This window comes from Robiginitalea rubriflava (assembly GCF_052540725.1).
The window spans coordinates 1-20000 of the sequence record NZ_CP199309.1; the positions used below are offsets into that span (position 1 = coordinate 1).

General features: G+C 45.2%; 23 protein-coding genes (1 of these 23 running past the window's edge). 13 read left to right on the forward strand and 10 right to left on the reverse strand.

All coding sequences use genetic code 11. The features are described 5' to 3' along the window. From dnaA to ACT6NU_RS00015, 3 genes are read left to right on the forward strand one after another with little or no spacing between them, the layout of a single operon-like run. Positions 1-1425 (forward strand): chromosomal replication initiator protein DnaA, encoded by a 1425-nt coding sequence (gene dnaA / locus ACT6NU_RS00005; RefSeq protein WP_445382406.1) that lies wholly within the window; start codon positions 1-3, stop codon positions 1423-1425. 6 nt (positions 1426-1431) lie between these two features. Continuing rightward, positions 1432-1887, forward strand: coding sequence for a low molecular weight protein-tyrosine-phosphatase (locus ACT6NU_RS00010; protein WP_445382407.1), 456 nt, complete (start codon positions 1432-1434; stop codon positions 1885-1887). A gap of 8 nt (positions 1888-1895) precedes the next feature. After that, positions 1896-2618, forward strand: a complete 723-nt coding sequence (locus tag ACT6NU_RS00015) for an SAM-dependent methyltransferase (RefSeq protein WP_445382408.1) — start codon at positions 1896-1898, stop codon at positions 2616-2618. Between the two features lie 16 nt (positions 2619-2634). Here the strand turns inward: ACT6NU_RS00015 and ACT6NU_RS00020 are convergent, their stop codons facing one another. From ACT6NU_RS00020 to dapF, 4 genes are all read right to left on the reverse strand, one after another. Then, complete coding sequence (locus tag ACT6NU_RS00020; RefSeq protein WP_445382409.1) at positions 2635-3276, reverse strand: hypothetical protein; 642 nt, start codon at positions 3274-3276, stop codon at positions 2635-2637. A 149-nt stretch (positions 3277-3425) separates the two neighbouring features. Next, positions 3426-4469 carry an endolytic transglycosylase MltG gene (gene mltG / locus ACT6NU_RS00025; protein WP_445382410.1) on the reverse strand — a complete coding sequence of 348 codons (1044 nt, stop codon included), beginning with the start codon at positions 4467-4469 and terminating at the stop codon, positions 3426-3428. Next, on the reverse strand, positions 4459-4992 hold the full coding sequence (locus ACT6NU_RS00030) for a GNAT family N-acetyltransferase (protein WP_445382411.1): 534 nt from the start codon (positions 4990-4992) through the stop codon (positions 4459-4461). Before ACT6NU_RS00030 ends, mltG begins: the two co-directional genes overlap by 11 nt. Continuing rightward, complete coding sequence (gene dapF, locus ACT6NU_RS00035; RefSeq protein ID WP_445382412.1) at positions 4989-5765, reverse strand: diaminopimelate epimerase; 777 nt, start codon at positions 5763-5765, stop codon at positions 4989-4991. The genes ACT6NU_RS00030 and dapF overlap by 4 nt, the downstream gene beginning before the upstream one ends. Positions 5766-5884: 119 nt before the next feature. On the opposite strand from dapF, the gene ACT6NU_RS00040 reads away from it, so the two are divergent. The 6 genes from ACT6NU_RS00040 to rplS all read left to right on the forward strand — a co-directional run bounded on the left by ACT6NU_RS00040 (position 5885) and on the right by rplS (position 11250). Beyond that, positions 5885-7273, forward strand: coding sequence for a S1C family serine protease (locus ACT6NU_RS00040; protein ID WP_445382413.1), 1389 nt, complete (start codon positions 5885-5887; stop codon positions 7271-7273). Positions 7274-7389: 116 nt separating this feature from the next. Next, entirely contained in the window at positions 7390-8841 is a 1452-nt protein-coding gene (locus ACT6NU_RS00045) for a glyceraldehyde-3-phosphate dehydrogenase (protein ID WP_445382414.1), read from the forward strand. Between the two features lie 140 nt (positions 8842-8981). Beyond that, positions 8982-9596 (forward strand): tRNA (guanine-N1)-methyltransferase, encoded by a 615-nt coding sequence (locus ACT6NU_RS00050; protein ID WP_445382415.1) that lies wholly within the window; start codon positions 8982-8984, stop codon positions 9594-9596. Between the two features lie 37 nt (positions 9597-9633). Then, on the forward strand, positions 9634-10080 hold the full coding sequence (locus ACT6NU_RS00055; protein WP_445382416.1) for a GNAT family N-acetyltransferase: 447 nt from the start codon (positions 9634-9636) through the stop codon (positions 10078-10080). A gap of 18 nt (positions 10081-10098) precedes the next feature. Further along, on the forward strand, positions 10099-10779 hold the full coding sequence (gene trmD / locus ACT6NU_RS00060; RefSeq protein WP_445382417.1) for a tRNA (guanosine(37)-N1)-methyltransferase TrmD: 681 nt from the start codon (positions 10099-10101) through the stop codon (positions 10777-10779). A 120-nt stretch (positions 10780-10899) separates the two neighbouring features. Then, entirely contained in the window at positions 10900-11250 is a 351-nt protein-coding gene (gene rplS / locus ACT6NU_RS00065) for a 50S ribosomal protein L19 (RefSeq protein WP_445382418.1), read from the forward strand. Between the two features lie 47 nt (positions 11251-11297). Here the strand turns inward: rplS and rocD are convergent, their stop codons facing one another. The 3 genes from rocD to ACT6NU_RS00080 form a co-directional block, all read right to left on the reverse strand. After that, a complete protein-coding gene (gene rocD, locus ACT6NU_RS00070; RefSeq protein WP_445382419.1) occupies positions 11298-12572 on the reverse strand; it encodes an ornithine--oxo-acid transaminase in 1275 nt (424 codons plus the stop codon). Between the two features lie 111 nt (positions 12573-12683). Then, positions 12684-13070 (reverse strand): DUF6768 family protein, encoded by a 387-nt coding sequence (locus tag ACT6NU_RS00075; protein ID WP_445382420.1) that lies wholly within the window; start codon positions 13068-13070, stop codon positions 12684-12686. Continuing rightward, positions 13067-13615 carry an RNA polymerase sigma factor gene (locus tag ACT6NU_RS00080; protein ID WP_445382421.1) on the reverse strand — a complete coding sequence of 183 codons (549 nt, stop codon included), beginning with the start codon at positions 13613-13615 and terminating at the stop codon, positions 13067-13069. The genes ACT6NU_RS00075 and ACT6NU_RS00080 overlap by 4 nt, the downstream gene beginning before the upstream one ends. Positions 13616-13732: 117 nt before the next feature. On the opposite strand from ACT6NU_RS00080, the gene rlmD reads away from it, so the two are divergent. The 3 genes from rlmD to ACT6NU_RS00095 are packed head-to-tail and all read left to right on the forward strand — an operon-like array spanning position 13733 to position 16457. Next, positions 13733-15151, forward strand: coding sequence for a 23S rRNA (uracil(1939)-C(5))-methyltransferase RlmD (gene rlmD / locus ACT6NU_RS00085; RefSeq protein WP_445382422.1), 1419 nt, complete (start codon positions 13733-13735; stop codon positions 15149-15151). 9 nt (positions 15152-15160) lie between these two features. Further along, the gene (locus ACT6NU_RS00090) at positions 15161-15694 is read left to right on the forward strand and encodes a DUF6452 family protein (protein ID WP_445382423.1); all 534 of its coding nucleotides are present in this window, start codon (positions 15161-15163) and stop codon (positions 15692-15694) included. Then, a complete protein-coding gene (locus tag ACT6NU_RS00095) occupies positions 15675-16457 on the forward strand; it encodes a DUF6048 family protein (RefSeq protein ID WP_445382424.1) in 783 nt (260 codons plus the stop codon). The genes ACT6NU_RS00090 and ACT6NU_RS00095 overlap by 20 nt, the downstream gene beginning before the upstream one ends. Positions 16458-16492: 35 nt before the next feature. Here the strand turns inward: ACT6NU_RS00095 and ACT6NU_RS00100 are convergent, their stop codons facing one another. Next, on the reverse strand, positions 16493-17647 hold the full coding sequence (locus tag ACT6NU_RS00100) for a THUMP domain-containing class I SAM-dependent RNA methyltransferase (protein WP_445382425.1): 1155 nt from the start codon (positions 17645-17647) through the stop codon (positions 16493-16495). Between the two features lie 55 nt (positions 17648-17702). On the opposite strand from ACT6NU_RS00100, the gene ACT6NU_RS00105 reads away from it, so the two are divergent. Next, positions 17703-18395 (forward strand): ZIP family metal transporter, encoded by a 693-nt coding sequence (locus tag ACT6NU_RS00105; protein WP_445382426.1) that lies wholly within the window; start codon positions 17703-17705, stop codon positions 18393-18395. A gap of 7 nt (positions 18396-18402) precedes the next feature. Here ACT6NU_RS00105 and trhA read toward each other — a convergent pair whose 3' ends face one another. Together trhA and ACT6NU_RS00115 are read right to left on the reverse strand one after the other, a co-directional pair. Continuing rightward, positions 18403-19032 carry a PAQR family membrane homeostasis protein TrhA gene (gene trhA, locus ACT6NU_RS00110; protein ID WP_445382427.1) on the reverse strand — a complete coding sequence of 210 codons (630 nt, stop codon included), beginning with the start codon at positions 19030-19032 and terminating at the stop codon, positions 18403-18405. 55 nt (positions 19033-19087) lie between these two features. Beyond that, positions 19088-20000, reverse strand: the 3' portion of a protein-coding gene (locus ACT6NU_RS00115; RefSeq protein WP_445382428.1) for a hypothetical protein. The gene runs 401 nt beyond the window's last position; the window shows 913 of its 1314 coding nt (coding positions 402-1314); the start codon falls outside the window, past its right edge; it ends in the stop codon at positions 19088-19090.

A 20000-nucleotide genomic window follows, 5' to 3' on the forward strand; every position in this document is an offset into this window, starting at 1 on the left:
ATGAATGTTACTGCTAATTCCGTATGGAAAAATTGTCTGGCTTTTATCAAAGATAATATCCAACCGCAGGCATTCAAAACTTGGTTTGAACCCATAAAACCCGTTAAGCTTTCCGACAAAGCCCTCAGCATACAGGTGCCGTCCAAATTTTTCTACGAATGGCTGGAGGAACACTATGTTAAATTACTGAAAGTTGCCCTGACCCGGGAATTAGGAGAAGGAGCTAAACTGGTCTACGTAATTAAAATGGAAAACACCTACGGAAACAAGGAACCTTTTACTGAAAAAATTCCTTCTTCCAACAGGGGTCAAATGGCGGCACAGGAAATGGATGTGCCTATCAAATCCAAGAACCCGGAACTTAAGAATCCATTTGTGATTCCGGGTATCCGGAACATTAAAATTGAGTCACAACTCAACCCCAGCTATAATTTTGATAATTTTCTGGAAGGGGACTCCAACCGTCTGGCCCGTTCGGCCGGGATGGCCGTTGCCAACAAACCGGGAGGCACCTCTTTCAATCCACTGCTGGTTTTCGGGGGGGTAGGCCTGGGCAAAACGCATTTGGCACACGCCATCGGGGTGGAGATAAAGGACAAATACCCGGAGCGTACCGTCTTGTATATTTCCGCTGAGAAATTTACGCAACAATACATTGAATCGGTTAAAAAGAATACCCGGAATGACTTTATACATTTCTATCAATTAATAGATGTCCTGATCATAGACGATGTGCAATTCCTGTCCGGAAAATCGGGGACACAGGATGTGTTTTTCCACATCTTCAATCACCTGCACCAAAATGGAAAACAAGTGATCCTCACTTCGGATAAGGCACCTGTAGATATGCAGGATATCGAACAACGGTTGCTATCGCGGTTTAAATGGGGGCTTTCTGCAGAACTGCAAAACCCAGATTACGAAACGCGAATATCCATCCTTAAGAATAAATTATACAGGGACGGTGTTGAAATGCCCGAAGAGATTATTGAGTATGTCGCCAAGCATATAAAAACCAATATCCGGGAACTGGAAGGAGCCATTATTTCACTTATCGCCCAGTCCTCTTTTAATAAAAAGGAAGTAACCCTGGACCTGGCACAACAGGTGGTTGAGAAATTTGTAAAAAATACGAAACGGGAGGTCTCAATAGACTATATACAGAAAGTGGTGTCCGATTATTTCGAGATGGATGTGGCCACCCTTCAATCCAAGACCCGCAAGCGACACATCGTTCAGGCACGACAGCTGGCCATGTTCTTCGCTAAAAAGTTTACCAAGGCCTCGCTGGCCAGTATCGGTTCCCAAATTGGAAAGCGCGACCACGCAACGGTACTGCACGCTTGCAAAACGGTTGATAACCTGGCAGAGACCGATAAGCAGTTCCGGAAGTACATCGACGATCTAACCAAGAAATTTTCCTGATCCCCCATGCCGGTACGCGTACTGATGGTTTGTCTGGGCAATATCTGCAGATCTCCCCTGGCAGAAGGGATCCTGGCCTCAAAAACGACAACGGAATCGGTAATTGTAGATTCCGCCGGAACGGCAGGATACCACGTGGGTAATCCGCCAGACCCAAGATCTATTGCGGTTGCTTTGGAAAACGGGATTGATATCAGCAACCAAAGATGCCGGAGGTTCAGCCAAAGCGATTTTGAAAATTTTGATTATATATTTGCCATGGACCGCTCTAATTTATCGGACCTGCAAGCACTGGCCCGAAACCGGGAAGAACTATCCAAACTTTCCCTCATACTGGATCGGTCTGGGATGCCAACCAAAGAAGTACCAGACCCCTATTATGGTGGGGAAGACGGCTTTAAAAAGGTCTATGACCTCCTCGATCAGGCCTGCGAGGATATAAAAAAGCAACTGCAAGGGTAGCCCTAACTATGGAAACAGACGAAATTCCAAAAGGAAAATTATTTATGATCCCCACTACCCTTGGGGAAACGGAACCGCTGGAGGTTCTACCCCTGGCAATTAAAAGGGCTATTGAAGAAATAGATACCTATATTGTTGAAAATGAGCGTTCTGCTCGCAGGTTTATTAAAAAGATTACCCCTCGTAAATCGCAGGATCAATTACAGATTTTTCTTTTAAACAAATATACCGAAGAGACCCTGCTTCCGGAATACCTGGAAGCTTGCCTGGAAGGCCGGTCCGTAGGCCTGCTCTCCGAAGCGGGTTGCCCGGCAGTGGCTGACCCGGGGGCTGTTATCGTGCGGCTGGCCCATTCCAAAAGAATAAAGGTGGTGCCCCTGGTAGGACCCTCCTCCATTCTGTTGGCGCTTATGGCTGGAGGCCTGAACGGGCAGAATTTTGCATTCAACGGCTACCTCCCGATTGACCCTTCTGAGCGCAGGAAAGCTATAAAAACACTTGAAAAAAGGTCGCGGGATCTCGGACAGACCCAACTCTTTATGGAGACCCCATACCGCAATGAAAAATTATTTGAAGAGCTTCTTAAAATCCTGCATCCGGATACGCTCTTAAGCCTTGCCTCGGACCTCACACTAAAAACAGAGGAGATACATACATACAGCGTTGCTCAATGGCAAGCCGGAAAAGCCGACCTTAACAAGCGGCCTACTATTTTCAGTCTGCTGGCCTGATAGTTTGGCCAGCCCCTTAATCTACTTTTGGGTTTTTTATTGGGGGGACTGCTGAGGTATCATACCCCTTAAAGCGCTTCAGGTAGTGGGTAATACTGGTGCCATAGGCGTCCAGGACTTCCCTTGATCCATTGGAACGAAGGTATTTCTGCACATTTCCGGGGCCGGCCAGGTGGGCAGCCGCCAAAATGCCAGACTCCGTTATTTCAACTCCATTAATCCGCTTACCGGTAAACCTGGGAATATCTTTACGCAGTATCCATTTATTACGGGCCAGATTAGTGGTAAAAACCTTTTCCTGCAATGCCGGATTCTTAAGGAATTTGGTGGCATTGTAAACGCCCATCAATTGAAGGGTTCCAATTCCAAACTGATATTTCCCCAGATAGCCAAGGGTGTTGATACTGAAATAATTTCCGCTGGATTCCTTAAAGGCCAATGCCTCCCTGAAACCTGTAAGTGAGGCTCCTAAAAAGGGCGGATTGATCTGATAATTTTGCTGTTCTTCCCGTGGAGTCGGGTAATGAACGGAAGTAGGTATTGTCATTTTAAGCGATTCCGGAACCTTTACCTCCCTTTTTTCATGGGATTTAAGTCCAAAACTCGCTAAAAAAAAGATCATGACAAGAGGACCGAAAAAACTAATCCATCTTTTCATATAAGTGTTTTCTTAAGACTCACAGGACCCGGAAGTCCCTGCTTAAAGTTCTCGGGGTAAAGATACTTCCGAAATAGTCCGGGAATCTGAAGATTTTCTTAAAATGACCTATTTCATGGATGAATGGTCAAAATCGGGGGAAGAATTACCTACCTGCGGATATCTTTGGAATTGATCCATCGGATGTACTGCGCCTTATTCCGGTTATGCTGCGCAAGCGTCTCCGCAAAAATGTGATATCCGAAATTGGATGTGTCTGCTACAAAATAGAGGTAATTGTGCTTTTCCGGGTTTAATACGGCTTCAATAGCTGATAAATCCGGCATACATATCGGCCCAGGGGGAATTCCACTGTATTTATAGGTATTGAAGGGGGAATCCAGTTCCAGGTCGCGATAAAGGACTCGTTTGATAATGGTATCGTAATTCCCGCTCAGCTGTTTGATCGCAAAAATAACCGTAGGATCGGCCTGCAAAGGGATGCCCCTCCTGATCCGGTTCAGGTAGACTCCGGCAACCCTCGGACGCTCATCGGCCTTTACTGTTTCCTTGTGCACAACCGCGGACAGGGCAACAACCTCTTCAGGACTCAGCCCCAGGGCTTTCGCTTTTTGCTTGCGGGAATCGGTCCAAAACCGCTTATATTCCTGCAGCATACGCTCCCGGAAAGCCTCAGCATCCGTATTCCAGAAAAACTCATAGCTATTGGGGAGATACGGAACCAGGGACTCTTCTTTTGACAAGCCGTTTTCCCTTAAGAACACCGGATCTGTAATTGCCCGCAGCAGCGACTGGCTGTCTGCTTCAATTTGAAAGGCAATTCTGCCCGCAAGGTCTTGCGGGGTTTCCTGATTGTTGAAGGAGACCAGTACCGGGGTATTACGGCTCCGAAGCGCATTAATTATATCGTTGTTACTCATCCCCTCGTCTATCGGGAATTTACCACCCCTTATATTATCCGTATACTGCTTGCGTTTGGCCACAATCTCAAAAGCATCCACATTTTTTAGCAAGGGAGTGAGTTGTTCTTTAACCTCCGCAAAAGTTGCATCCGAGCGGATGTAAACAAATGCCTTTTCGTTTTCAAATGCGGTATTGGGAGACAGAAAGGTACGGTAAACCATGGCCGCAAAAAGGCCTCCGATTAACAGCCCGAGAATTACCAGTAGTAATAGAATCCTTTTAATGTACATCTTGCTTTATTTTCTGTAAAAACAGTTCATCTTCAAAGCCTCCGCTTCGCCTCAGCCAGTCTTTTTTCCTTCCGCTTTCCAAAAATCCCAGTTTTTTGAAGAGATGCAGACTTCGCTTATTGGATGCCGCTACCCCTGCATAGATCTGATGCAGCCCCAGTTGCCCGAATCCGTATTTGCAAATAAGCTCAATTGCTTCCCCCCCATAGCCTTTATTCCGCGAACGTTCCTCGGCAATAATAATTCCAACACCCGCCCTTGCGTTTGAAGGGTCAAAATTATAGAGGTCAACCAGGCCAACCAACTCTTTCTGCTGGGTACAGACTCCCAGGCGAAGTTGTTTCGCCTCATAGATATCCCGCCCCGAGGCTTCCAGATATTTTTTCAGAATATGTTTGGAATAGGGTTGCAAGGTGCCACTGATCTCCCAGATGGAGGCGTCGTTTTCAATACGATACAAAAAATCCAGGTCATCGGGCTCCAGAGCCCTGAGGTAAATAAGATTTCCTGTCAGGTCTTTCATGGCCAGACCCCTTTAAAGACCTCAACAGCAGGTCCGGTTAGCCAGATATTCCTATAAACTCCTTTTTTTGTTTTGGCGAATTGCACGCTTAGCTGCCCTCCCAAAGTTTCTATTTGTGCTTCTTCCAAGGCAAATGCGCCCTTATGGTGCATGGCCAGGGCTACTGCTGTCACACCTGTACCACAAGAATAGGTTTCGTCTTCAACTCCTCGTTCGTAGGTTCGAACCTTAAAGCGATTATCCTGCAGCGGCAGCACAAAATTAATATTACTGCCTTTTTTACCATACAGGCCATAACGCAAACGTGCTCCCTCCTTTTTTACGTCAAGCTCATCCAGGTCTAGAACGATTTGTACGTGGTGCGGAGAACCCGTATCCAGGAAACTATAGGCTTCTTTTTCGCGGATTTCGGTTACCTCCTGCATTTGAATCGAAACAATCTGTTCCTGTATACGCACCTGATGCGGCCCGTCGGAGGCCACAAATTCACCGGTATTTTCAAGGATGCCCAACTGTCTTGCAAAAGCTGTGATACACCTGCCGCCATTGCCACACATACTCCCCGGTTTGCCGTCTGAATTGAAGTAGACCATTCTGAAATCTGCCGAATTGTCAGTTTCCAGCAGGATCAGCCCATCAGCCCCCACCCCAAAGCGCCTATGGCACATTTTCGCAATGGCTTTGGTATCATTTTTGGGAAATGTTTGTAGACGATTATCGATAAGGATAAAGTCATTTCCGGTTGCCTGATATTTTGAAAAGGAGATACTCATACCAAATAAAGCGTATAAAGATACATCATAAATAGCGGGTGCCAGCCGTTAAAATGACGTTAAACCAAAATTATATACTTCCAAAAATCTTAGTTTTATAGTGTAAAAATATGAAGAAAATGAAGCGATTTACAGGATTATTTCTAGTTGCGGTGATGGCCGGAGGCCTCACCCTTGGGACTTATAAATTATTTTTTGAAAAATCAGATTACGCCCTAGTCAGCCAGAATGATTCGCTTCCGGTTTTCACCACCAGTTCTGCCGTGGCATCTGCCAAAGGAGCCGGTATCAATGAAGTGGATTTTACTATGGCTGCGGAAAGTACCGTTAACGCTGTAGTCCATGTGAAGAACGTTGCCGTCAGCCGGGGGCCCAGCAGCCTGCTGGAATTTTGGTATGGCTATGAAGAACGACCCAGGGTCCAAATGGGTACAGGATCCGGGGTTATTATTTCACCTGATGGCTATATTGTAACCAACAACCATGTGATTGCGAATGCCACCGAATTAATGGTAACCTTAAATAACAACAAAACCTACGAAGCAACCGTCATAGGAACGGATCCCAATACAGATATTGCCCTGCTGAAAATCGAGGAAAGAGGTTTGCCTTACCTGGCTTTCGGTGATTCCGACAATGTTCGTATCGGGCAATGGGTACTGGCAGTAGGTAACCCGTTTAACCTTACCTCAACAGTAACAGCCGGTATTGTAAGCGCTAAAGCAAGAGACCTTGGGCGCAACCAATCTTTTATACAGACTGATGCGGCAGTGAATCCGGGAAACAGCGGAGGGGCTCTGGTCAACACTAATGGTGATCTGATCGGGATCAACACAGCCATTACTTCTCAGACCGGATCCTACATCGGGTATTCCTTTGCAGTACCCAGCAATATCGCGAGAAAAATAGTGGAAGATATTCTGGAATATGGAAATGTTCAGAAAGGAATCCTCGGGGTACAATCTCCCCGTTTAGATTCCCCTTACGCCCGGGAAAATGGATTTGATGAAATTGAAGGAGTGTACGTAGACGGGGTAGAAGAAGATTCCGGTGCTGAAGATGCTGAAATACAGCGGGGTGACATCATTAAAAGAATAGATGATATCAAGGTCCGCAAATTTGCTGATCTGGTGGGATATATTTCTACCAAACGCCCCGGCGACCAGGTGGAAGTTACCCTGGTGCGGGACGGGGAAAAATTACTGCTGCCGGTAACCCTAAAAGAACGCCAGACCATTAACTTACCTGCCTTAGGGCTTACCGTAAAAAACCTGTCCGAAGCTGACAAGAAAGAGTACAAGGTCAAAAAGGGCGTAAAAATAGTGGGAGTACCCGAAACCTACAGGGGGTACGACCTTATGGGGAAAATTATTCTTCAGGTAGATGATAAGGATATTACAGATATACATAAGGCTAAAGAACTTTTTGGAGACATTTCCCGTTACCGCAAAAGCAGCATCACCCTTTTAGATAAAAAAGGCGAGAAAGAACGAATTATTTTTCAATAAATGTGTTCAAACGGAAAAACACCTGCTCTTTTGAAGCAGGTGTTTTTTTATGGACAAAACCTTGTGCGAAAACGTTTGAAATAGCTAATTTTGCCGAGATTTTAAACAACTGATTCATGAAAAAATCCAACTCTTACGAGAAGGAGCTGGCCTTTCAGGCAGATCGGAGAAAAGCAACCACCGAATTTATCAAAATTATCAGCGATCTATGGTATGACAAGGCTATTGAAGTGGTCCTTTTCAAGAACCAGATCATCGATAAAAATGTCAGTGAAATCATCAATCTGCATGAGTATGCCGGGCAGTTTGTACAAAAGCCCATCTCCATTTTTGATTCAGTTGAACTGCTCAGGGCGATCAATGACATTGCGCTGCCCCCCTCAAAACTGGATATAGGGAAGCTCACCTATGAATACCATTCGGACAGCCATAGTAAATACCACAATGTCAAGGCCTTTGTGCTGGATAAATTAAAAGATGCCCAGAGCTATCCGGAAATTGCTCCCAAAGACGTGGTCCTATATGGTTTTGGGCGTATTGGGAGGCTTCTGGCCCGAGAACTGATGACCAAAACCGGGAAGGGTAGCCAGTTACGCCTGAGAGCTATTGTCACGAGAGGTTCGATGAGTGCCGAAAAGCTGGAAAAAAGGGCAATGCTGCTCCGAACTGATTCTGTTCATGGGGAATTCAAAGGTACCGTGGAGGCAGATGCCGAAAACAGTATTTTATATATAAATGGCACCACAGTACATATGATCAGTGCCGAGGCACCTGAGGATATAGATTATACCCAATACGGTATTACCGAAGCTTTAATTATTGACAATACCGGGGCTTTCCGGGACAAGGAATCTCTGGGGAGGCACCTTAAGGCCAAGGGAGCAGCCAAAGTTTTGCTGACGGCTCCCGGGAAGGATGTTCCAAACATTGTTCACGGTGTAAACCAGAACGATTTCGATCCGGATGCTGTGGATATTTATTCGGCCGCATCCTGCACGACCAATGCGATAACCCCTGTTTTAAAAGTAATTGAAGATTCCTTGGAAATCGAAAAGGGACATTTGGAAACCATTCACGCCTATACGAACGACCAGAACCTGGTGGACAACATCCACGGAAAGTACCGGCGGGGCAGGGCCGCTGCTTTAAATATGGTTATAACCGAAACCGGGGCCGGAAAGGCGGTGGCAAAAGCACTTCCATCCCTGGAAGGAAAACTGACTTCCAATGCCATCCGTGTTCCGGTACCCAACGGATCACTGGCAATACTTAATTTACAGTTAAAAAATAAAACGAGTCTGGAAGGTGTTAACACCATTTTGAAGAAATACGCCCTGGAAGGAGATTTGGTGGAACAGATAAAGTATTCCATGAGCAACGAGCTGGTTTCTTCAGATATCATCGGCACTTCGGCTCCCGCCATTTATGATAGTCGTGCCACTATCGTAACTGATAACGGAAAAAACCTGATTCTATATATCTGGTACGATAACGAATATGGCTATGCGCATCAGGTAATCCGCCTCTCCAAATATATCGCCAAAGTCCGGAGGTATACCTATTATTAACGGCTGCTGAATAAGTCTGACCGAAGCGATTGGCACCTCCCTGTCTGCGGGGAGGAAATAAGGCTTTTTTTTTCTTTTTCAGAATATTGAACTACTTTAGCCCCACCTTAAATCGTATTAACTACTTAGAACAAACTGAAATGAAGTCTTTTAAGCTATACCTATTGCTCCTTGCCCTGTTCAGCTGTGGTTTGCAGTTCGCTCAGGATTCCGGGGATGAGGGCTCCCTGAATGCCGGCACCATCGAAAGCCAGTTCGAATTCATTTTCAAAAAATCGGGAAATTACAATGCCGATGGACGCAGGTATGAAGTGGTGCGAGCCATCAATCTCGACAAACTCCGCTCCAATGTGCTGGACAGTCTTAAAGCGGCAGGTACAAAGGCCAGTGAGCTGAACGCAACCATCTCAAGACAGGAGGCAACAATAGCCAGTTTAAATTCCAAGTTAGAAGAAACAACGGCGCAACTCAATTCCGTAACCGAGGAAAAAGACAGTATGTCATTGTTTGGTGCCTTGGTTTCCAAAGCTACCTACAATATCATTTTATGGACTATTATCCTCGGGCTTTCATTGCTTTTACTGTTATTTATTTACCGTTTCAGAAGAAGCAATATTTTGACTCAGGAGGCAAAGGTTAAACTTTCAGACCTGGAAACTGAATATGAAGATCATCGCCGGAAGGCTCTGGAACGCGAGCAGCGAATAAGCCGGCAATTGCAGGATGAAATCAATAAGTACCGTAAATCCAAATAATTTAGCAGGCCCCTGAGGGGCCTTTTTTTTTTGAGCCATGGAAATTATACGCGCCGATCTGTCTCACCTGCAGGAACTGAGCTTGCTCCTGGATGGCTACCGGGTATTTTACGAGCAACCCTCGGATTCCCAAGCTGCAAAGAATTTTTTACAACAGCGCCTTTCCAATGAAGATTCAGTGATCTTTATGGGCAGGATAGCAAATCGTCCTGTGGGATTTGTGCAACTATACCCTTCCTTTTCGACGGTGCGGTTAAAGCGCATCTACACACTGAATGATCTTTTTGTTGCCCCAGCCCAAAGAAAATCAGGAATAGGGACCGCTCTTTTAAAGAAGGCAAAGGCCTATTGCATCGAACAAAAAGCCGCAGGTCTGGCCCTGGAAACGGCAAGGGACAACCCTGCGCAATTGCTATATGAACGTTTGGGATGGAAGAAAGACTCTAATTGTTTTCATTACTTTTGGAGCGTTGAAGGTTCCTGAAATTAAAATCCGTCAATAATGCGAATTGATATTATCACGGTCCTGCCAGAGCTTTTAAAAAGCCCCTTTGAGGCCTCCATCCTGAAAAGGGCTATAGAAAAAGGGCTGGTGGAAGTGCATATGCACAACCTGCGGGATTACGCTTCAAACAAATACAAACAAGTAGACGATTACCAGTTTGGAGGTGGCGCGGGAATGGTACTGATGCCTGAGCCTATCGATAAATGCATGCAAAAGCTGAGTTCTGAGCGCTCCTATGACGAGATCATCTATATGACACCGGACGGCAGCACCCTGAATCAGCAAACGGCTAATACGCTCTCGCTGAAGGAAAACATAATAATCCTATGCGGACATTACAAGGGCGTCGACCAGCGAATCCGGGATATTTGGATAACCCGCGAGGTATCTATCGGGGATTATGTCCTTTCCGGAGGGGAACTCGGAGCCGCTGTATTATGTGATGCCATCATCCGTTTGATTCCGGGTGTGCTGAATGATGAAACCTCTGCCCTTACGGACAGTTTTCAGGATCAGTTACTGGCGCCTCCGGTATATACACGGCCCAGGGAATTTAAGGGAATGAAAGTCCCGGAAGTACTGACCAGCGGGAATTTTGAAAAAATTGAGGCCTGGAGGGAGGCAGAAGCTTACAAGCGTACCGCCGAACGCAGGCCTGACCTTCTGGACCAATCTTAGTTTTTATTTTTGTTCAAAAATATTGTCAGTTGCAATTATTGCGTTATTTTTGCAAACGATTTTGAGTCAACCTCTGACGAAGTCCGTGAACGTTGGCTTGAAGAAACTTAAATCAAAACGATGGAATCGTTAGTCAAATTTGTAGAAAACGAATTTATAAGCAAAAAGGACTTCCCGGAATTCTCGGCCGGGGATACCATTACGGTATATTATGAAATCAAGGAAGGTGAGAAGACCCGTACCCAGTTCTTCAAGGGTGTTGTTATACAGCGCAGGGGAAGCGGAGCAACCGAAACCTTCACTATCCGTAAAATGAGTGGTACTGTTGGAGTTGAACGGATTTTTCCGATGAACATGCCTGCTTTGCAAAAAATTGAGATCAATAAGCGCGGAAAAGTACGCCGGGCGCGAATCTTCTACTTCCGTGGCCTCACCGGTAAAAAGGCGCGAATTAAAGAAGTGCGTTCCTGAAAGAGCTAAAAAAAAGACCCGGAGTAATACTCCGGGTTTTTTTTTGTCTACTTCCTAAAGGAATTTAGTGTTTTACGTATTATCTCGACACAGTCCAGAAGTTGTTCCTCCGTCATAACAAGAGGTGGTGCAAAACGAATGATATTCCCGTGGGTAGGTTTGGCCAGCAGTCCGTTTTCGGCAAGGGCCATACAAATATCCCAGGCAGTGGAACTGTCTTCTGTATCATTTATTACAATGGCATTGAGCAGACCTTTGCCCCTTACCAGGGTAACCAGATCGTTTTCATCAATTATTTCCTGCATTTTCTCCCGGAAAATGCGACCCAGCCGATCAGCTCTATCAGCAAGATTCTCGTCCCGCACCACTTCCAGTGCAGCCATAGCTACAGCACAGGCCAGCGGATTTCCTCCAAAAGTAGATCCGTGGTTTCCGGGTCTGATCACTTCCATGATATGCTTGTCTGCCAGTACTGCAGAAACCGGAAAAACACCGCCAGAAATAGCCTTTCCAAGAATCAGTACATCGGGTTTGACCTCCGGTTTCCCGCTGCAGTTTTTATCCGGACAACTGCAGTTACCACAACTGGCCAGCAGACGGCCCGTTCTGGCAATGCCGGTCTGTACTTCATCGGCAATGAACAACACATTGGCCTCCCGGCATATCTCGTAGGCCTGCTTCAGGTAGTTTTCATCCGGAACATACACCCCGGCTTCCCCCTGAATGGGTTCAACCAAAAAAGCTGCTGTCTTATCGTCTATTGCTTCCCGTAAAGCGGCAATATCATTATAACGGATACTGACAATCCCTGGGGTAAACGGCCCGAAATTCTCCGTGGCCACCGGATCGTTGGATGCAGATATTATAGTGATGGTCCGGCCGTGAAAATTGTTCTGACAAACAATAATCTTAGCCTGGTTTGCCGGAATCCTTTTTTTCTCATACCCCCATTTCCGCGCAAGTTTGATGGCCGTCTCAACAGCCTCGGCCCCTGTGTTCATCGGCAAGACTTTGTCAAAACCGAAATATTCGGTAATGTACTTTTCGTATGGCCCCAACTGATCGTTGTAAAAAGCCCTGGATGTAAGGGTTAGCTGATCTGCCTGAGCTTTCAGGGCTTCCGTTATTTTTGGGTGACAATGCCCCTGGTTTACTGCTGAATAGGCAGAAAGGAAATCGTAATAGCGCTTCCCTTCTACGTCCCATACATATACCCCTTCTCCTTTTTTAAGGACAACAGGCAGCGGATGGTAATTCTGAGCCCCGTATTTTGCCTCCAGCTGAATGGCCTCGGCCGAGCTCATGTGTTCTAAAACTGACATCACATAGAAATTTGGCTTAAACAAATACAATTCCTTCTTAGGGAGAGAAATCATCCTATTGCAGAGCATAAATGTATTAAATATTAACGTATTCCCCAGTTTTAACAAGGCTTATTTGGACGCTTTAGAGCTCAGTGCAGCAATTTGTAATTCAATCCGTTTTAGTTCTCGCTTTATATCATTTTTGTCCATCTGCATCCAGAAATACAACTTTAAAATACCCACTGCGCTCATACATAAAAATCCGGCAGCGGCCCAGCGAATCAGGTCTTCAATACTTTCTGAATTGATAAATGCATATAAACTGTAAACAAAGCCCGCAAACAGCACCACAATCAGGAAGTTCATCAGGATTGCAAGCCACCCCAGGCTTCCCCTGTATACCTCACCCAGTTTACTCAATACCGGAAGCTCATTTAATTCATCATAAAAAGCCGCTTCTTCCTCTGAAAGGGCCTCTTTGATCATTTTGTCTATTTCTTCTAGATCTTTTTTCATCTTTTAGTATTTAAAATGGTTTTTAATTTTTCCCTGGCATGAAACAACCTGGATTTCACGGTGCCTACGGAAACCCCGGTAATCTCAGAAATCTCATTAAGAGAGTAAGACTCCGTATAAAATAACTTCAGTACGACCTGATGATCCGTTTTTAGTGATTCAATTGCCCTCCGCAAGCTGATTATTATCTCAGGACCATAATTATTTTCTGTATCCGCAGGCTGCTTTTCCAAAAAATGGAATTCCTTTAGCCGCTGACGCTCCTTACCCTTTTTAGCCAGATAATCAAGCGCTTTCCGGGTAACGATGGTCATAATCCAGCTGCCAAAGGTATTGGGTTCTCTGAGTTTACTTATCCCGTTAATAGCCCGTTTCCAGCTTTCCTGTACCACATCTCTTGCTGTATCCTTATCCTTTGTATATCTGTAAGCGTGTCTGCAGAGTTTTTTGTGGTACCGGCGGATGAGTAAATCCAAGGCCCGCTTATCCCCTGCCCTGTACTGGAGTACCAGTAGTCCGTCAACAACCTTACTGATTTTTTTCATGCTTCTACTCTTTAGACAGTGAATTTGCTTTCAGGTTCAAAAAAACTTCTGTCAGGCAGAACTTATAAGATGCATATTAAGTAAAATATAATTGGCTGGGATTAGTACATTTGCCTCATGCGGAAAAAGAACAACAGAAAAATCTTTGAAGAGGTGGAAGTGCTTCGGGCAGGAGCGAAAGGCAAGTCGATCGCCCAGGCCCCGGATGGGCGGGTAATATTCCTTTCTAATGCGGTGCCGGGAGATGTAGTCCGGGTTCAGACTACCCGTAAAAGGAGGGCGTATTACGAAGGTGTGGCAACGGACATTCTCAGCCCATCCAAAGATCGGATTAATCCTGAATGTATTCATTTCGGTACCTGCGGCGGATGTAAATGGCAACATATGGCCTACTCCGCCCAGTTGCAGCACAAGCAGGAAGAGGTCCTTTCAAACCTTCAAAGGATTGGCAAAGTCACAATCGGAAAAGTATACCCTATTCTTGCGGCTCCCAGCCCCTATTTCTATCGCAATAAAATGGAGTTTTCCTTCTCGAACAACCGCTGGCTGGACAGCAGTGAAATCGAATCTCAGAAGGCGGTTGAAGACAAAAATGCCCTGGGGCTACATATTCCGGGCATGTGGGACAAGGTGCTCGACCTGAAGGAATGTCATTTGCAGGCAGCCCCCTCCAATGCCATAAGACTTGGGATACGGGCTTATGCCACAGAACACGGGCTTTCATTTTTTGACCCCAAAAAACAAAAAGGATTATTAAGGACCCTGATGATCCGAAATACCACAGCAGGTGCGGTAATGGTGCTATTGCAATTTTTTGAAGACAGAAAGGAACAACGCGAAGGATTACTGGAGTACCTCAGGGATTCCTTTCCGCAGATTGAGTCTTTGTATTATGTAATAAATACCAAGGCGAACGACACGCTCTACGACCAGGAACTGCATTGTTATGCGGGGGAACCTTATATTACCGAACAGATGGAGGACCTGCAATTCAGGATTACCCCAAAATCTTTTTACCAGACCAATTCAGAACAGGCCTATAATTTATATAAGAAAGTAAGAGAGTTTGCAAACCTGCAGGGATCTGAACTCGTATATGACCTGTATACCGGCCTGGGTACCATTGCACAGTTTATAGCCCGGCAGGCCGACAGGGTAATCGGGATTGAAGCCGTACCGGAAGCCGTGGAGGCTGCAAAAATGAATGCAAAGGATAACGGCATTGATAATATTGCCTTTTATGCAGGGGATATGAAAGAATTGTTTACGGACGATTTCCTGAATGAGCACGGACATCCAGACTTGATTATTACGGATCCGCCAAGGGACGGGATGCATAAGCAGGTGGTAGAACAGATCCTGAAAATTGCACCTGAAAAGATTGTATATGTCAGTTGTAACAGCGCGACCCAGGCCAGGGACCTGGCACTGATGTCTGAACAGTACGAACTGGTTTGCTCACAGGCAGTGGACATGTTCCCCCAAACACAACATGTGGAAAATATCGTACTTTTAAAAGCTCGCTCAAATACCTAATTTAAGGCCTTGAAGAATTATCAATTATTTATCATCCGGCTCATCCGGCATTCAGGAATCCTGGTTTCCTTGGCCGTACTTATTGCTGTACAGGCATGTGAGAAAGACGATATATGCGTGGATGGGGATACCCCGCTATTGCTAATCAGGTTCTATGACAATGCAGCTCCTGAAAGTCCTAAAACCGCGAATAGTCTTCGGATTATCGGACTCGGACAGGAAGAAGTGGTAAATACCATCGCAGACCGATCAAATTTAGATTCCATAAGCCTGCCCCTGCGCATAGGTGAAGGCGAAACCCGATTTGTTTTTATATTGAATTCTGACGGGGACCCGGGAGCAGAGACCGGAAATCCGGATACACTTACCTTCAGTTATTCCAACAGGGAAGAATTTATATCCCGTGCCTGCGGTTTTGTTGCTACTTTTGAGGACCTGCAGGTCTCTGTACAGGCCGATTCTGAAAACTGGATACAGGATTTTAATATAATCAATGGAATCATTCGAAAACAAGACAGCGCCCATGTTTCGATTTTTCATTAGTTTTCTATTCATTATGGCCATTGGCCAGCCGGCAGAGCTTTACGGACAGGCAGCGGGAAATATCACCCAAGACAGCATCCGTAAATCCGAAGAGTATGGCCTGAGGGTAGGTATTGATCTGAGCAGACCGCTTATCGCTACTTTGAATGAGGATTATTCCGGTATTGAATTGGTAGGGGATTATCGTTTAAGTTATAAATTTTACCTGGCTGCCGAATTGGGAAATGAATCCAAAACTACCAGGGAACTCCTGGATAATGAACAGGACATAAATATCATATCCCTCTATGATTACGAAGCTTCCGGTAGCTACCTTAAGGTAGGAGTTGATTACAATACCTATGAGAACTGGTATGGAATGAACAACAGCCTTTTTGTGGGCGCGCGCTATGCCTTCAGTGCTTTCAGCAACACCTTAAATTCCTATTCGCTCTATGACAGTAACCGCTACTGGAACCCGGGAGGCTTTGTTACAGGCTCAGACCAGCCTCAGGAATTCAGTGGGCTGAACGCCTCCTGGCTGGAGCTTTTGCTGGGGGTCAAGGCTGAAATAATTGCAAACTTTTATCTAGGGGCATCGGTTCGCCTGGGCCTTTTGATTACCAACAAAGAATCCGAAGTTTTTCCAAACCTCTGGATCCCCGGATTTAACCGGGTTACAGATGGAAGTAGTTTTGGGGTCGGCTTTAACTATACACTAACCTATTTTCTTCCCCTTTACAAAAAAACGAGGGTTGCACCCAAGCCCCGTGAAGAGCAGTAAACCCATACGGCTTAGTTCACTTGGATAGATGTAACTTATTGATATTTAGCCTTTTTACTGCCTTCGTAGACCTCAAAGAGCGCCAGTCGCGATTCTATTCCTCCATTAAATAATTTAATCTTACGGGTAGCCCTCAGACCGACCTTCTTTAAAGCTTCCAGATTCCCCATGAGCAACCAGGCCCTGGTATTTTTGTAATGCTGCTTCAGGCAGTCGCCTATCTCTTTATAAAAATTTTCCAGGGAAACCGGCAGGCGTTCCCCGTAAGGAGGGTTGGTAACCAGCAGTAAAGGCCCCTTTGTTTCCTTTTCGGTTTCAAAAAAATTCTTCTGGTCTACACGAATGAATTCTGCAAGGTTTGCATTCTCAATGTTCTCCCTCGCTTTGCGAACCGCCGAAGGTGCTTTATCATATCCTCGTATGCTAAAGTGAAAATCTCTTGTTTTATCCAGGGCGGCTGATCTGATAATCTGGAAGAGCTCCGGGTCGAAATCCTTCCAGCGCTCAAAACCAAATGAGGGTCTGTTTATATTTGCCGGGATATTGCAGGCAATCATGGCGCCTTCAATTAGCAAAGTACCACTTCCACACATGGGATCCAGCAAATCCGAATGCCCGTTCCACCCGCTTAATAACAGTACTCCAGCAGCCAGAACCTCATTTAAAGGCGCAATATTCGTCTCCTGGCGGTAGCCCCTGAGGTGCAGCGAATTGCCGGAACTATCCAGGGATAAATGTGCCACAGTACCCTGCAGGTGCAGATGCAGGCGTAAATCGGGATCGGATACCGATACACCGGGTCGGCTGCCGTGTTTCTTTCTGAACTGGTCCACTATGGCATCCTTGACTTTTTGAGAAACGAAAAGGGAATGGGAAAAATGCTCGCTATTGAGCACAGTATCCACTACAAAAGTATTTTCGGCATCCATGAACTGACTCCAGTCAATTTGCTGAATTTCCCGATAGAGGTCTTCGGGGCCCTTTACCTTAAAAGTCCTTACAGGTTTGAGTATCCGAAGGGCCGTTCGCAGGCAAAGATTGGCTTTGTACATAAACCCCTTGTCTCCTTCAAAAAAAACACAGCGAACCCCCTCTTTTACGTTCCCTGCTCCCAGCCTCAATAATTCCTTTGCCAATACGGGCTCCAGGCCGTACATCGTTTTGGCAACCATTTCAAAATTTCCCGACATCAATAATGATCTTTATAGCCCAAAAATACACTAATTTTACGGCGGAACTGATTTTATGATTACAGACACCTTCCCTTTGTTTCAAATTGTGCTCCCTGCCCTGTCCGTTATAAGCAGTTTTGCAGTTTTGTATTTTTTCAGGTCCCTTCAAAACCGAAATTACAACCTGCTTTTGGCTTTCAGCGGAGCCTTTTTACTCGCACTAACCCTTTTTGAGTTGCTTCCATCTGCCTATGCCATCCAAAATGACCGTATCGCCGGAATATTTATAGCAATAGGTATTTTACTTCAAATCCTTCTTGAATTCTTTTCGAAAGGAGCCGAACACGGGCATGTACACGGGTTTAAACAGGATCTGAACTTTCCCTGGCTACTATTTATCAGCCTCTGTATTCACGCCTTCCTGGAGGGGATTCCCCTGGAAGAAAACCGGGATTTTGTTTGGGCAATTATCGTACACAAAGTACCAGTTGTACTGATCCTGGGGAGTTTTCTGTTAAAATCTCCCTTAAGCACGCGCTACATCTGGTTTTTTATCATCCTCTTTGCCCTGATGACCCCTTTGGGAACCGTCTTAAGTCAATATGCACCTGTACACCAATATTACCCTTACCTCCTTTCACTGGTTATTGGTGTTGTTTTGCACGTATCGACCATTATCCTCTTCGAAAGCTCAAAAGACCACTCCTTTAACCGCCGAAAGCTGGCTGTGATTATTTTGGGTATGGTCCTGGCATTTTTACTTTAAGCACAGCTTATGCAAGAGTTATGTGGTAGATAAATATCCAATGCGAGATAGCTCCTCCAAGTACAAAGAAATGCCAGATCATATGGTTAAAGGGAATCCTCCTCATGGCATAAAAAAATATACCCAGGGTATAGAAAGCACCTCCGGCAGCAAGCCAGAATAATTCCAACTCTGAAATTGCATCCGATAGCACCTGGAAATCAAAGGCAATCAACCATCCCATTAAGAGGTACAAAAGCAGCGAAAAGAGCTCGAACTTTCCCGTAAAAAATAGTTTTAAGACGGTACCGAACAGGGCCATCCCCCAAACTGCCCAAAGTATGAGGTCCCCCCTGCTGCCCTCCAGAACCGAAAGGCATACAGGGGTATAAGTACCTGCAATCAAATAATAAATACTGATATGATCCAGGATTCGAAGTTTTCGCTTAATCCCCGGATTTGCAACTGCGTGATAAATGGTGGATGCACTGAAAAGCAGGATTACGGATAAACTGTAGATCCAGAGTCCTGCCTTGAGTGCACTACCGGCTTCTCTGACATTTAAAAGCAGGTATATCATCCCGATTACCCCCAGCAATATTCCCAGGGCGTGCGTTCCGGTATTCCAATATTCTTCGTCTCTATAGCTGATTTTCATTTTGGAAAAAGCCATTATTTATCTAAAGCTTTTGGTTTTAGTTTTTTCTTAAACCCTATTCCGGATAATACCAGAAAGGTATTCTGATAATAGATCGGATATAAACCGAATCCTCCCTGAAATCCTTTCGGGTAATATTTAAAACGTGTTTACCTCTTGGAATCCCTTGCAGGTCCAGGGTTGTTTCATAGCCGATCTGTTTTTGCGGGTTTTCAACATAAAGAAAGGTAGGTTTGTAGGGAATGCTGTCGATTTTAAGGGTATACATCTCCTGTAGGGTTTCCAAATAATCTTTTAGTTTATTAGTTCGTTGGCTAAAAGAAACCGTTCCGTCTCCGAAAAGTGAGTAAATACCCCGCCTGTCCTGATCCGGTTTAAGCGATTCATTAAAGCGAAAAACATCGTCCTCTACAGATTTCCCATAAACAATAAAAACAGGCAAGGCCGGTTTGTAAATGGTTCGCGAAGGTATGGAGGCCCTGTCCGCAAAAACATTCTTCCCTTGCATCTGATCTTCGTAATTGGACTGGTTTGCTGTATATGAGTTTGAATTCATATCCTTGGTAAGGTAATTGGAGGTGCTAAAACCCGTTCCAACCAGAATGGTGCCCGTCAAATAGATGGGTACCACAAAAAAACTCAAGCGTTTTCCGAATCGGGTATCCAGAAAATTATAAACCATAGGGCGATATAAGATGGAGAGCGTCAAATACTTAAAGACCCAATAAACAGGATAGTAAAAAAAAGTAGTCCATTTCTTTTTCTTCAGCCAGCCTTGAGTAGCGAAGTCTATAAAAGTCAGTACCATTCCCAGACTGATAAACATTATCATGGGTATTCCAAACCAATATTTTAACCATTTCGGGATTTCATCCTTGTTCAACATCAGGCCTAATAATGTAAGGCAAAATGTAATGGTCAGCAGTCCGATCAGATAAAAAACCAGCAGGAATGTTATAGCAAAAATA